Here is a 13,948-nt window from a genome sequence, read left to right on the forward strand (position 1 = left end):
ATGAAAGCGCTTTTCCTTACCCAACGTTAACGTTCAAAATATGTTATACTGACGCTACTACATCACGACATTATTGCATCTTTAAAGGAGAAGGATCGCTTGAAATTTCAACAATGGGTTGCACCGGAACAATATAACATAAGCTCCGAAATCGACCGCCATAAATCGGACAAAATCGCGCTTCGATGGACGGATGATCATGGCAGCAACGGATCGATTACATACGCTGAGTTATTAAAGCAAGTTAATAAGTTGGCTGGCGGTCTCGACCGCATCGGTCTGGTCAAAGGCGACCGCGTGCTTGTTATGGTACCAAGACAAGTCGAAGCTTACGTCATCTATATTGCCTGCCTCAAGCTCGGTCTCGTGATCATCCCGTCCTCCGAGATGCTGAGAGCGAAAGATCTATCCTTCCGTCTGAATCACTCGGAAGCACGAGCAGTTATTGCGTGGGCTGACGGAACGCGCGAAGTGGATAACATTACGGAAGAACTTCCTTCTCTTCAATATCGGATTGACGCAAGCGGTCAACTGACAGATGGCTGGGTCTCCCTGCACGAACTGATGGACGGTCAGCCAGAAGAACGAGAAGCGGTGCCGACCCATCGCGATGATATGGCGATTCTCGCCTACACATCCGGTACGACGGGCAATCCCAAAGGTGTCGTTCACAGCCACGGCTGGGGTTATGCGCATCTTCGCATCACCTCTTCTTGGCTCGATATTCGCGATACGGATCTCGTATGGGCAACGGCAGCGCCGGGATGGCAGAAGTGGATCTGGACGCCTTTCCTATCAGTCCTTGGCAGTGGTGCTACTGGCTTCATCTACCAAGGCGCGTTCAGTGCTGAACGTTATCTGGAGCTTATCCAGACCTTCAAGGTAGGCGTTATGTGCTGCACCCCGACGGAATATCGAATTATGGCTAAGCTGGACACGCTGGGCAATTACGATCTTTCTTCACTCCGCAGCACTGTATCCGCGGGCGAACCGCTCAACCAAGCAGTCATCAATAAGTTCCAAGAGCTGTTCGGCTTTATTATCCGTGACGGCTATGGGCAGACCGAGAGCACGCTGCTCATAGGCAATTTGAAGGATGAACCGGTTAAGCTTGGCGCTATGGGCAAGTCCATTGCTCCGGGTCTCGTTGAGATTATTGACGAAGAAGGTGCGCCGCTGCCAACAGGCGAAGTTGGCAGCATTGCTGTGCACGGCGAGATGCCAGCTCTCTTCCATGCTTATTACCGTGATCCGCAGCGTAAAGGAAATAACATGGTTGGTTCGTATTTCATTACGGGTGACCGCGCGAAGCGTGATGAAGACGGCTACTTCTGGTTCCAAGGCCGCGGCGATGATATTATTATCAGCTCCGGCTACACGATTGGACCATTCGAGGTGGAGGAAGCGTTGCTGCGCCACCCTGCGGTGAAGGAATGCGCCGCAGTCGCTAGCCCCGACGAGATTCGTGGTCATGTCGTGAAGGCATTCATCGTTCTGAAGGATGAATCATCTGCGTCGGATGCGCTGGTGAAAGAATTGCAGGATCATGTGAAGTCGTGGACTGCTCCTTACAAATACCCGCGCCGGATCGAATTCGTCAGTGATCTGCCGAAGACGAACTCGGGCAAAATCCGCAGAATCGAGCTGCGCGAGCGTGAAACACGTAATCTCGGCCATTAAGATTGTCAAATAAACAGAACCGCCGTATCGCTGGGCTTTGGCGCTCAGCAAACGGCGGTTTTATAATTTTATAGACTAAGGAGTCGGTGTTATCTGAATGGTTCCGATATAGGATTGCTTCCGGTCTTCCTCGGATGTAAACAAAGCAAGAATGGTAGTCCCGTCAGGTGACCATTGTAAGCTAGAAATACGTGCATAGTTCTGCGTTACAAGCTTCGTACCGCTTCCGTCACTGTTTGCTAATGCAATTCGTGTGCCTTCTACCTTATCGTCTACACCTTCCCCTATTGCCCCGAGCAGATAAGATAGTTGTTTACCGTCTTGTGAAAAGCTAAGATTGGAAGGTCCGAAACGTGCGCTCTGTTCATCGCCAGCATAATAGACCTCTCTCACCGGTTCATCTGTTTGACTTGGCCTATCCGCTGCAAGTCGTTTATTCGTATATTCGTCGAAGCCCGTTGGCCATGGGATATTGGATTTCAACTCACCGTTCGGTCCGTACACTTTGAACGCTCCTTGATCGCTAATAAACAAATGATTCATTACCGGGATGATGCGGCTGGACAAGTAATCGAAATCGGACGTGTCAACGAGTTGATATTCCTTGCTTGTCTCCAGATTAACGATTTTCAGACCAACAACATCATCGAATCCATTGTGAGCGAGTATGGATACTCCAGGCTCTAGCCATTCGATATACCCCCAGAAACCAGACTCATAGGGTAGAATGGTTATCTTATTGGAAATTAAGTCGTACTTCGCCAGTTCATAACGCGGACCAGCTCCATCTCCTAGATTGTCACCTGTATCATGAAGGAATAGGAATCCGGAGGAATCTGGCAGCCATAATGGAATCGCATCCTTCGCTCCAGTTGTCCACTGCTTACGGTTACCGCTTGATAATTCCGTTCCCCAGATTCCTTGAATACTATCGTCACTCGTTGGTGTTGCCATCCAATTACCGTCGGGACTTTTCTCAATATCATCAACTCGAACAACCTTCTGCTGTTGCAGGTCCATCTGATACATATGGTCAATAGGCTCGTTCTTACTATAGGTACGCCATTGTACGCTGCCGTTGTCCAACTGGCTCAGACTATACCCAACAATCTGCTCGTCTACACTGCTTTCTTGCAGGACAGATATTTCCCCGCTCTTCAATTCAATGCGAACAAGCTTAATATCGTCATAGCCGTTGCTGCTGATCGCTGCTATCACTTCATGCGTGTTAATTGCAACGAAACCAGCGCAATACAAGCCGTTAAGTTCAAGTTTCGTGATCGTATCGAACCCTATGTCTGCTATCTTGTTACCCGAAGAGTCAGATGTTTGCATTGTTGGCTGGACTTGACTTTCTGCTTCTACGTTGGACTGTTCCGCTGTTTCGGATTCAGGCGCAGCATGGACTCGGGTTAATGGAATAGAGTCTGTGCTTGACACACCTGCTTCATCTTTCCTGCTGCTGCAAGCCGCCATCATGCACAATAACAAGAGTAGTAAAACTAGTCCAATTCTATTGCGATACATAAACGCCCACCCCATCAGTTAACATTTCGTTCCATATTGTTAAACGTATGGTGGTTCATAAGAGTTGCAGTGTTAATGTGAGATTCGAATTACAAACTGTGAACAATAGATCGATCGGTTAGGAAGTAATTTTATGCAGCAAGGATTTATCCATCCTGCAGCAAGTGCATCAGCAATGCCTTCTGCACATGCATCCGATTCTCCGCTTGCTGATAGATAATCGACTTGTCCGATTCGATCAGTTCTTCCTCTATCTCGTAATCCGGATGGATTGGCATGTCATGCATGATATACGGTGAATAGCCTTGCAGATTATCCCGATTGATCTGATATGGCATCATCATCTCTACTCTCCGTTTCTTCTCGTCCCCATACCGTCCCTCTTGGAAAAACTCCATGTCCACCCACGTATCCGTATAAACAAAATCAGTTACTGGTATCGCATCAGACAGTTTATTGACACTCTCTACGTAACCGCTGTTATATGCGTCTTGCATCAGTTGTTCATCCCATGAAGGCTCATTAATAATAGGCGTTACTAATAGCAACTTGATGCCAAGTGTTAAACATCCAGCGACTAGCGAATTGGCTACATTGTTATGGATTCCTACGTAGGTCACCGTTATATCCGAGAATGTTCCCGCCACTTCATAGATTGTCATCAAGTCCGCTAATGCCTGACACGGATGGTAGCGATCGCAGCAGCCATTGATAACGGGGACTTCCGCATATTTCGCTAGCTCAAGAAGATCCTCGTGTTTCTTCAATCGTGCCATAACCGCATCGCAATTCCTCGAGACATATCGAGCCTCGTATTGGATAGGCGAAATGCTGAAATTGCTCTGATTCCAATCCAGCGTTACCGCATAACCACCCAACTGCTGAATTCCCGATTGGAAGGATAAGTTGGTGCGTGTTGATGTTTTCTGAAAAAGCATCAGCAGCCCCTTCCGATCACATATATGTGCATATAGATGCGGGTTCCTCTTAATCTCGATCCCCTTCAGAATAATCGACTGCAGCGTATATTTGTCCAATTCTTTCAACGATAGCAAATGCTTCATCTTGTTAACCCTCTTTCGTATATTTATACACAATAATGAATATATATACGATAATAAGGGGCAAGGAGATAAGTGTCAACGACTTAAATCTTACGTTTCTGATTTCAGACTAAAAGAAACCGCCACATTGGGCGACTCATTGTGAACTAATGCTCCTCGTTACTATTACGATTATCGAGCACCTGTTGTAATTCATTATCATTGTCTTCACATGCCCAGAAACGATTTCCGTATGGATCAAAGAACATCATAATTCGGCCAGGTCCGCCATTGCGATGTATTTCTCCCACAGCTACCCCGCTGCGAATCAAATCGGACTGCAGCTGCTCGATGTTATCCGTTGTGAATTGTATCGAGTAATGTGGATTCAGCTTAACGTTTCCTGTGTACCATATACTGTTCTCGTCCTCTTCTTCTCCGAAGAGTCCAATCTTTTGCCCATTTGCTAGTTTAAGGCTGGCAATGCCCATCTTCCATATAAGCTCGAATCCTAGAACGTTCACATACCATTCAACTGCTTTCTCGTATTCTTCCATATTCCCCGACTTCGTAACCGGAATGCCTACGACAAATTCCTTCACAACGTTACCCACTGAAGTTCCTCCCTTGATAATAGAATTGTACAATTGTTTTAATAATGGTAAATTATCCAAACCTATAATACCGAATATATGTTCCCCTGTAAACCTTAATTCTCAGAGATGATCGTCATGAATTTACGCACCAAAATGTCTTTTCATTCGCAACTAATTTAAACCCGCTGGACATAGCTGTTTTAATTGAATTGGTATTCTTATTGTTGCAACAATACTTAACTACATGCCCATTGCTGATTAAATAATTAGACATTGCCGCAACATTCGAGAGAGCGTAACCTCTTTGTCTGTAATCCTCATGGGTTTCAAGACCAATGTCCACAACCGTAGGAGATTGTAATGGCGCGTTATTGCAGCCTACGATGGATACAATTTGGTTTCCGAATACAGTGCCATAATAAACGTTATCTGGCGCTAGTTCTTCATAGGAATGAGTAATGTTAGTATTTGCTGTATCGGACTTGAATGGAATGGTTGAATCTTGAATATTCGAGAATGGTATATTAACTTCTTCGCCTAAACCAAAGATAGACAAATATTTCTCTTTCGCCTGATTCCCCAAATAAGGAGTCAAATTGAATCTTTCAACTTTATCAGTCAAACAATCGAATAGGTAATCGAAAGCTTCTTCGCCGAAGAGCTTGTCTGCAAATCGGTGATAATAATCCCTCGCGAAGTCTATATAATCAGATATGGCTGAGAATACAACTTCCCCGTCTGCAAATTGAATATACTTTAGTGGAACATATGCATCTGACAATGAATAGTACATTCGTTCTTTGTCGTTTCCAATATCAATTTCATTAAATATGACCTTTGATTCCGTCAAATCGTCTAGTACATGGTAAGCATTCAAAATTTCTGATTTAATCTTTGTAACAGCTCCATCATTCGGAAAGTTATTTTCACTCATTTGATACGATCCCCCTGTTATCTCTCTAGGATTTGAGCAGCTGCCGCGGCATAGTACTTCACTAATTCATTCTCTCTGCTTCAATTGTTACTTAAAATAAGTTCTGCGACACATTGATGTACTCCAGCTGTTTCATACCGTAAAGGAATTTCGGCTTCCGCTTGATCATACACCTTCCCACATTCAACATTCGCAGCTGTTTCAGATTCTCTAGTTCGCGCGGCAGCTCTCGGATTGAGGAATATAGAATCGTAAGCTGCTCCAGTTGTTCCAGCTCTCCAATCTCAGGCGGAATACGGCTCAGGCTGATCTCTTCCTTCGGTTTTGGTTGAAACCCGGACCGATTCGAGCTCGCACAATGGATGCTAAGCTCCTTCAGGTTCTTCAGCTTGGCTATAGATGAAGGTATACACTCCAGATCAGCCGTCGAGATTCTCAAGCGTTCAAGCTTGCTTAATTCGAACAAACCTTCAGGTAGACGATAGAGATCTTGTTCAAAAACTTCTAAATCACATAACTCCGTAAGTTCCCGAATTCTATCTGGCAGCTCAGTTAGTCCATGTCCACTTATATACAGCCAGTCCGTTTTATGCTTGATAGCATCATCAAGTAGACGATCCAGGTCCCGGTGTACCTCTAATTTCAGAAAAACCCCTGTTACCCGATCCATTAATTCGATGGCTTCTTCCTCCGTTATATCCATACCATACATACGTTCATGAACAACTGAATAAAGGTAGTCTCCTCCGCCTTCCTTCACGAAACACAGGTCTTCCGGCAGTGCGGGATACGTCCATTCCGATAGACTGCTTGCCATTTGCTTTAATACATTCCCGCTTTCTTCGCAGCATCTATACAAATAGTAGGTTCCCGCGGTATAAAAGGCATGACTACGATAGTTTTTTCCCACTTGCATAACTTCATCAATGTCTTGGATAATAATGGTCTTCATCAGGTAAGGTTCCAACGCTCCAAGTACACTAGTATATTGGCGGGGTTGTGTCACATCAGCCGGAAGTTTCTCCCCAAGCACAAAACATTCCGAGTTCCGTATCGCCAGGTCGATTATCAGCTCGTAAGCTTCGCCCTTAGGGTCTGTATACATTCTCATCGCGTAAATCTCCATTTCCATTGGGTGTACATAATAGCCTTATTGGCATAGTACCATAAACTGGAACAAGACGGTCCTTTACTTCCCTAAAATATCACTAACGAACTTTATCAGAAACTAAAAAAGCTTACGAACATTCGCGTTCGCAAGCTTTCTTGTTATATCATGTAATCCGCTTCCCAGCTATCGATAATATCGCTCCAGAAACGAATCCTCTTGATGTTGTCGAACTCGATTTCCTCGTACTTCTTAAACCCGAACTCAACTAATAGGTACTCATACAAGTTCTCACCATAGTAGATGATGTCCGTTTGGTAGACTGACAAGATCGGATTTCCCGCTTCGGAAGGTGTCTCTGGGATATAGCGATGTGCATAGATAGGAATCAATCTCGGCGCTGTGTGGTACTCCACCTCGCATATGTTCTTCGCCTGTGCTAGATCAGCAGGCTTCGGTCCCCATTCATACATCCAGAATCGGTTGTTCTCCACATCGGTCAGCATGCCTTCGAGGCACCAATTCATACGTTCACGAATGCGTTCGGTATTTTGCGCACTGCTATCTCTCCAGTTAATAAACTTGTCTGAGATCGGCAATGCAAGGGATAAGAACTGTTTGAGGTCCGGTGGAAAATGAAACCCGAACCGCTGCTCGATCGCATCAAATTCATGCTTTGTCAGACCATCCGCAAACCGAACACCCGCCGTTTTCATCTGATTAATCAGTCCGATATAATCCATGATTATCCCACCTTCTTCATCTTGTTGTCCTGCCCCGGCTTAATCGCTAGCTACAGCGGCAGTAGTTGTTCCATGCGATATAAAGAACGGTAAAGCAGTCCTGCATTCTCTAAGTTCGTTCTGCCCGCTTCTTCCCGCTCGATAACACTTACAACCGACTCGACTTGCGCGCCATATTGTCGTAGATCCTCTGCGCTAAGTAAGACCTGTCCACCTGTCGTTACTACATCTTCTATCATACATACCCGCTTTCCTGCTATATCTGTCCCTTCTGCAAGTTTGCAGGTGCCATATTCCTTCGCTTTCTTCCTGACGAAAACAACCGGTAAGCCCGTTCGCAATGAGAGTGCCGTTGCCACAGGAATACCGCCCATCTCAAGTCCAGCCAATACCTCAGTACCATCCGGTATCATAGGTGTCAGTAGTTCTGCGATTGCCGCCAATAGGGTAGGATTGGACTCGAATAAGTATTTGTCAAAATATTGATCCGACGTCTTGCCCGAACGCAATTTGAATTCGCCAGTAAGGTGGGCCGCGTTATAAATCTCTACTGCCAGCTGTGCTCTATTCATTGATATCCCCCATTCGTTTATTCCAGTATTTGTGCCATTGAACAGAATACCGATTCCACTGAGGGATGTCTAACAAAAACATTTTTACGAGAGACATAGAATATTTTATTGCATCATTCTATTATTACGGGGGGTTCAATCGGATTAAACAAGAACGGATCTCCATTCAGAAAATCTCGGATGATCGCTTGCGCGTACGGCTGTTGCTCAAGAAGACCTGGGATTTCCCTTGGATCAGACACATGATTACAGTAGTTCTCGATCATGATCATGACGAAGAAGCAGGATAACGTCTCTTCTATATGATGCTGTGGACCTGCAACACCCTCATAGCCTTCCAATAGAATTCGGCGTTGATGCGGATACAAACCAACCATCGTGCCAGCGAGATCGTACAAGTAATAGCCATAACCGCATCGGCCCCAATCAATCGGGAATGGCACATCACCTTGGAAAACAACATTCCCAAGATGGAGATCAGCATGAATGAGTCCATAGTTGTCTTCGTTGGGTATCAACGCTGTTAATAGAGCTTGTATTCGAGCAGACGCCGACTGATACATCTCCCAGCCTTTAACCGACAGGAAACGATCATAGAATCGTTCCAGCTTCCCCATATCTTTGATGAAGCTGTCCTTCCCCCAAATAGGTCGTACACAATCAGCCGGAGGAGCAAAGTCTGCCGTCGCCTGATGCAGCCTCGCGATCATCATCCCCAAATTCCTGATCTGATCATCGGTCGATCCGCCGCTCAATAGCTCGCCATCCAACCAGCGCATGAGGGTCACATACAAAGTGCCTCCTTGCTCCGTTGTATAGTCCAACACATACGATCCTTGGCGTGAGGCGTGACCTGTAGGAACCGTAATGCCATCGCGAACTGCTATTGCATTCAGCAATAACAGCTCCGATTGAATCTCCTCTCGCGACATCCCATTGGTATGCACCCGCAACAAGAAGCGGTTATCGGTTTCCGTCTCGATCCGGAACGTTATCGTATCTGATTGTTGGATGAAATGAATTTGCGTCCATGCTAGTTCATATGCTTGCAGTGCAGACAATGCCGCTTGTCTAGCTTGTGCCAAGAGCACTTGCAGCTCTTCTTCCGTTCCCAATTGCGTAGAATGAATCATTTTATCGATCCCCTATTTTTCTTATTAATAGAGTCTTAACCAATCTATCGGCACTGTACGAGTGCAGCCCTTCGGACGCTTTCCTGCGTCCAAGGCGGAGCCTTCGGGTGATTCATAATTTCATCGTAAGTCAGCCAGTGTACTGCTTCTACCTCATCGGGGATGACGCTGTATGCAGTACCGCTCACATAATCACACAAGAACACCATATTAATGACGTTACGGCCATCCCCTGTAACGAAGGACGAGCTATACACGAACGTAACCTTATCGGCGATCTCAACGCCAACCTCTTCTAGTACTTCTCTCTTCACAGTCCGTTCCACTATTTCCATGCCCATATCCGACAAATCGACCTTGCCGCCAACGAGTGACAACGTCCCTCCAGCATGCTCTTCCTTGATGCTCCTAGTAATCATCAACCACTGATTGCCACGAAGGATCGCGGCTTCTACGTTTACGATGAAGATGGATATCACTCCTTAATATCTCATCAGAATCTTACTCCAAATCTCGCACATTCCTCTTCATAGACAACTTGTGTCTCTTCATATGTTGGCTGATCTAGGAACACTACGCGCCCCACTTCCATCTGTAGAAAATGTCTCGCCAGTATTTGAACATGCTCCGCAATGCTCTCCATATCCCAGGCTTCAGTGAGCTTGGACCAAACATAGATATAGGTTGGCTTGTGGCCTTGCTCATTCATAGGTCCAGAATGTTTCACCTGATACTCTGCATCCCCATCGTCTTTTGGATAAAGATAGCTGTAATCCATTTTCTTATCTCCATGGATGAACGCTTGGATATCCTCCAAATACTTGTTGTCTTCATAAGATTCATTGTCACTGAGTTCTTCGTTTAAATGATGAATTAAACAAGGCAGCGTCCATAAATCGAAATATGCAACTCGATTGGTTTTCTCCTGATCTGAATAAAGCGTGATCTCATCGTTGCAGCTTTTATTAGTAAACCCATGAACGCCCCACCAAAACGCCCAATGACGAATATGAACATAAATCGTGTTAATAAAAATCACCCTCTATATTTATTGAACAGATAATCGGAATCACATTGCGAATAGTCGGACAAAAGGTTAAACTGAGACATCCTTATTAATGAACATAAACAAATGGGTACATCCCACCACAAAGGAGCGTGCAACGATGAAATACCGTCGTCTGGGAAGCAGCGGACTAGAAGTTTCGGCTCTGGGTCTAGGAACGAATGCCTTCGGCAAACGCGCAGATCAAACCACTTCTATCCAAATTATACATCAAGCTATCGATAGTGGAATTAATTTCATTGATACCGCTAATATTTATGCAGGTACAGAATCCGAACGGATCATTGGCGAAGCGCTGGTTAACAAACGGCATCAAGTCGTGCTAGCTACCAAAGCTGGTTTAGTAAGGGGCACTGGGCCTAATGAAAGCGGCTCTTCCCGCATCCATATTCAACAGGAGCTCGAACAGAGCTTGCGCCGACTCAACACTGACTATATCGATCTGTACCAAATCCATACGTTTGATCCCTACACGCCGCTAGAAGAAACGTTGCGCGCACTGGATGATATGGTCCGCTCAGGCAAAGTGCGCTATATCGGCGCATCCAACTATGCCGCCTGGGAGCTCATGAAAGCACTGAGCATTAGTGAGTTCAAAGGATTAGCTCGATATACCTCCACCCAAGTCAGCTACTCTCTTGCCGATCGAACACCTGAGCTTGAGCTCGTGCCGATGTGTCTCGATCAAGGCGTTGGCATTATCCCTTACTTCCCTCTGGCTGGAGGCATTCTCAGCGGCAAGTATAGTGCAGTCGATGCCATCCCCGATGGTTCTAGAGCAAACACGGATCCAAGCTTCAGCAGATTTCTTAGCGAGCAGACGATTACATTAGCACGTGAAGTAGGTGAGGTCGCAGGAAATCTCGGAACCAGCACGAGCAGACTCTCCCTCGCTTGGCTTATGGATCAGCCGGCAGTCTCTACCGTTATTGTTGGTGCGACCCGCGTAGAGCAGCTGCAGGATAATTTGAAAAGTTTGGATCTGACGCTTACGGAAGCTACGATTCACCAATTAGATGCGATTAGCAGCCCGTTCGTGCATGGCAAACCGTTCGCCATCTATCGGTTGCCAGTGAGATAATCGTACATAGCATTAGCGAACCCACCTCCAAAGGTGGGTTTTGTATTGTAAAATCTATCGATCATATCCCTACCTCAACCGCAAGTTGAATCCGCACAAAACTCAATAATTCGGTTATTGTTCGTTCCATCTCGTTCCAATAAAATGAATGTACAAGAAGGAGCGTGAAGCATAATGAAAGATAAGCTGGCAAGGAACATCAGCATTTATCGCAAAGAACGGGGACTCACACAGGAGGAGCTCGCGCAGCACCTTGGTATCTCATTCCAAGCGATATCCAAATGGGAGAATTCGCAATCCATGCCTGACATTACGCTGCTCCCGGCACTTTCGAAGATTCTAGAGGTGAGCGTCGACAAGCTGCTGGGTTATGTCGTGCAGGATAAGAAAATTACGATTTATGAGGATGAATATCAGACCGAAGAATACTACTGGGGGACTGAACCGAACCGGGCGTGCTATCAGGTGCTGCAGCTTATGCCGCCTACCAAACCTCTTAAACTGCTCGATGTCGGCTGTGGCGAAGGCAAAGACGCTGTATTTTTCGCGCGGAATGGCTATGAAGTGAGTGCCTTTGACGTTACAGATGCAGGGATTGAGAAAACAAGAAGGCTTGCTGATCGAATTGGCGTTCACTTGAATGTCTTCAAGGCGGATCTATTAGAATATCGGTTGGATACGCATTATGACATCATTTTCTCCAGCGGCGATTTGCATTACATCAAACCGGAATATCGGACTGAGATTTTCGCTAACTATAAACGTTTTACGAACGAGAACGGCATGCATGTGTTTACTGTGTTCGTGAACAAACCTTTTATCGCCCCGCCTCCAGAGAAAGAAACGAACGCATATGCGTGGCACTCTGGTGAACTTCTGGCGCATTACCATGACTGGCTGATCAGGGATAGTGCGGAGATCGTCTTCGACTGCAACTCATCGGGTATCCCCCATCAACATGCAATGACGAATATGGCTGCGCAAAAAGTTCCATCGGTACTTAGACCATGAGTTTCCGAACCGTTATTTGTGATATTCCGTGTTTACAAGTAGATCCTTCAACGAAATCCAAAGGGACTATTTTGGGAAAGTCGTTATTCAAGGCGCTCAGGAAGCTGACTTACTCGTGTCTGAATTGGCTAGATCGGATGATCCTATTGGCATAGTTGGTCATTCAACAGGTGGGTTTATTTCAGCAGGAGCTTTCTCAAGTAACCCTCGTCTGCAAGCCTCGATCGTGATCAACGGTTCTTTTGCTTGGGTTAAAGCCGAAGAGTTATTTCGTGAGAAAGATGGAAGAAGCCCAATGACTTCAAGTGAAAGAAGTTCCTTAGAAGATCATGATCCTATGTCACACTTGAAACTTGATAATAGTAAAGGGCTCCTACTCCTTCATGGCAAAGAAGACGCAACCATTCCGATCGACAGCCAGAGATATTTTATGAACAAGATGTCACAATCCAATATACCTTCCGATACCTTGAAATTCGTTGAGTATTCGAATGTGAACCATCAGATTACGGTCGGAATGCTCGAGAAGTCTAAGGAATGGTTGGATAAAAATCTGTGCAACTAGATGTTCGAAATATACTTCATATTTTCTTTCATCCTTATATTGATTAGAAACGAGAATAGAAAGGACGACGATGACAACAAGAAACAGAAAAAATATATAGTAGTTATTTTTCTTCACTCAAAAAACCCCTTTTCAGGCGTCCAAAACATCCTCTACTTTTCATCTGAAGTTGCAGTTACATTCCAGGTGTTGAACAGAGTATAGAAATGCATAACCTTGTATCTATACTATCTTTCCCATCAATACGGCCATTCCGTCGACCATGAGCTCTTTATTTGCGCTTTGTAATACGTTTCCTATTCTGTCTTACCCAACGCTTCCCATACCTTTGCTCTAATCACAGGCAGCCTTTGCTCCTCGAATGCAGGGTGCTCCTTAAACCACCTTACATTAAGCGGTGAAGGATGCGGCATCACATAGGTCGGCTTGTCGCCCAGGATATGCTCATTAAACACTAGGTCGATGAAAGGGATGCCCGGGAACAAATAATTCGCAGCCTTCGCTCCAATGATGACGAAGATCTTGTTATCAACGAACGACATCTCCGTCGCCATCCACTTCTTCGCACATGATAATGGAGGTGGCTTGTCCCCTCCTTTGCCATTCTTGCCAGGGAAGCAATGCGCAATGGACGTAATATAGAAGTTGTCCTCATTGTAGAATTCATCGTCCGTTATTTGATACCATTGATATTTCAGCTTGTCGCCAGACGGATCGTTGAATGGCCGCTTCGTCAAATGTACGTTTTTGGAGGGCGCTTGACTGATCTGCATGATCTTCGAATGCTGTGTGCCATGAAAAATTGGACTAGGCGTATGCCCAAACTTCTCTGCGCAATCCCGACAGGCAAGAATACTTTCTTTCAGCTCATTAAATTCCATAACTTCGT

General features: G+C 45.5%; 15 protein-coding genes. 4 read left to right on the plus strand and 11 right to left on the minus strand.

Annotated elements, in window-relative coordinates; all coding sequences use genetic code 11:
• Positions 1 to 99: 99 nt before the first annotated feature.
• A complete protein-coding gene (locus H8B09_RS11885; protein WP_191203687.1) occupies positions 100 to 1,680 on the plus strand; it encodes an acetate--CoA ligase in 1,581 nt (526 codons plus the stop codon).
• A gap of 75 nt (positions 1,681 to 1,755) precedes the next feature.
• Here the strand turns inward: H8B09_RS11885 and H8B09_RS11890 are convergent, their stop codons facing one another.
• The 10 genes from H8B09_RS11890 to H8B09_RS11935 all read right to left on the minus strand — a co-directional run bounded on the left by H8B09_RS11890 (position 1,756) and on the right by H8B09_RS11935 (position 10,375).
• Positions 1,756 to 3,207, minus strand: coding sequence for a TolB-like translocation protein (locus H8B09_RS11890; RefSeq protein WP_224753479.1), 1,452 nt, complete (start codon positions 3,205 to 3,207; stop codon positions 1,756 to 1,758).
• Between the two features lie 146 nt (positions 3,208 to 3,353).
• The gene (locus H8B09_RS11895) at positions 3,354 to 4,271 is read right to left on the minus strand and encodes a Rossmann-fold NAD(P)-binding domain-containing protein (RefSeq protein WP_191203689.1); all 918 of its coding nucleotides are present in this window, start codon (positions 4,269 to 4,271) and stop codon (positions 3,354 to 3,356) included.
• A gap of 146 nt (positions 4,272 to 4,417) precedes the next feature.
• Positions 4,418 to 4,864, minus strand: a complete 447-nt coding sequence (locus H8B09_RS11900) for a VOC family protein (protein WP_191203690.1) — start codon at positions 4,862 to 4,864, stop codon at positions 4,418 to 4,420.
• 115 nt (positions 4,865 to 4,979) lie between these two features.
• Complete coding sequence (locus H8B09_RS11905; protein ID WP_191203691.1) at positions 4,980 to 5,780, minus strand: GNAT family N-acetyltransferase; 801 nt, start codon at positions 5,778 to 5,780, stop codon at positions 4,980 to 4,982.
• A gap of 91 nt (positions 5,781 to 5,871) precedes the next feature.
• Positions 5,872 to 6,891 carry a leucine-rich repeat domain-containing protein gene (locus tag H8B09_RS11910; protein WP_191203692.1) on the minus strand — a complete coding sequence of 340 codons (1,020 nt, stop codon included), beginning with the start codon at positions 6,889 to 6,891 and terminating at the stop codon, positions 5,872 to 5,874.
• 158 nt (positions 6,892 to 7,049) lie between these two features.
• Positions 7,050 to 7,631, minus strand: coding sequence for an SMI1/KNR4 family protein (locus H8B09_RS11915; RefSeq protein WP_191203693.1), 582 nt, complete (start codon positions 7,629 to 7,631; stop codon positions 7,050 to 7,052).
• Between the two features lie 50 nt (positions 7,632 to 7,681).
• The gene (gene pyrE / locus H8B09_RS11920; protein ID WP_191203694.1) at positions 7,682 to 8,203 is read right to left on the minus strand and encodes an orotate phosphoribosyltransferase; all 522 of its coding nucleotides are present in this window, start codon (positions 8,201 to 8,203) and stop codon (positions 7,682 to 7,684) included.
• A 113-nt stretch (positions 8,204 to 8,316) separates the two neighbouring features.
• Positions 8,317 to 9,336, minus strand: a complete 1,020-nt coding sequence (locus tag H8B09_RS11925) for a phosphotransferase enzyme family protein (RefSeq protein ID WP_191203695.1) — start codon at positions 9,334 to 9,336, stop codon at positions 8,317 to 8,319.
• A 44-nt stretch (positions 9,337 to 9,380) separates the two neighbouring features.
• A complete protein-coding gene (locus H8B09_RS11930; protein ID WP_191203823.1) occupies positions 9,381 to 9,806 on the minus strand; it encodes an NUDIX hydrolase in 426 nt (141 codons plus the stop codon).
• A gap of 23 nt (positions 9,807 to 9,829) precedes the next feature.
• Positions 9,830 to 10,375: a hypothetical protein gene (locus tag H8B09_RS11935; protein ID WP_191203696.1), complete on the minus strand. Its 546-nt coding sequence runs from the start codon at positions 10,373 to 10,375 to the stop codon at positions 9,830 to 9,832.
• A 127-nt stretch (positions 10,376 to 10,502) separates the two neighbouring features.
• Here H8B09_RS11935 and H8B09_RS11940 point away from each other — a divergent pair, with 127 nt between their 5' ends.
• The 3 genes from H8B09_RS11940 to H8B09_RS11950 all read left to right on the plus strand — a co-directional run bounded on the left by H8B09_RS11940 (position 10,503) and on the right by H8B09_RS11950 (position 13,059).
• Positions 10,503 to 11,483: an aldo/keto reductase gene (locus H8B09_RS11940; protein ID WP_191203697.1), complete on the plus strand. Its 981-nt coding sequence runs from the start codon at positions 10,503 to 10,505 to the stop codon at positions 11,481 to 11,483.
• A 174-nt stretch (positions 11,484 to 11,657) separates the two neighbouring features.
• Entirely contained in the window at positions 11,658 to 12,494 is an 837-nt protein-coding gene (locus H8B09_RS11945; RefSeq protein ID WP_191203698.1) for a helix-turn-helix domain-containing protein, read from the plus strand.
• A gap of 28 nt (positions 12,495 to 12,522) precedes the next feature.
• On the plus strand, positions 12,523 to 13,059 hold the full coding sequence (locus H8B09_RS11950; RefSeq protein WP_318152593.1) for an alpha/beta hydrolase family protein: 537 nt from the start codon (positions 12,523 to 12,525) through the stop codon (positions 13,057 to 13,059).
• Positions 13,060 to 13,355: 296 nt separating this feature from the next.
• Here the strand turns inward: H8B09_RS11950 and H8B09_RS11955 are convergent, their stop codons facing one another.
• A complete protein-coding gene (locus H8B09_RS11955; protein WP_191203700.1) occupies positions 13,356 to 13,940 on the minus strand; it encodes a uracil-DNA glycosylase family protein in 585 nt (194 codons plus the stop codon).
• Between the last annotated feature and the right edge of the window lie 8 nt (positions 13,941 to 13,948).

It is taken from the genome of Paenibacillus terricola, from assembly GCF_014779765.1.
GTDB classification, from domain to species: domain Bacteria; phylum Bacillota; class Bacilli; order Paenibacillales; family Paenibacillaceae; genus Paenibacillus_T; species Paenibacillus_T terricola.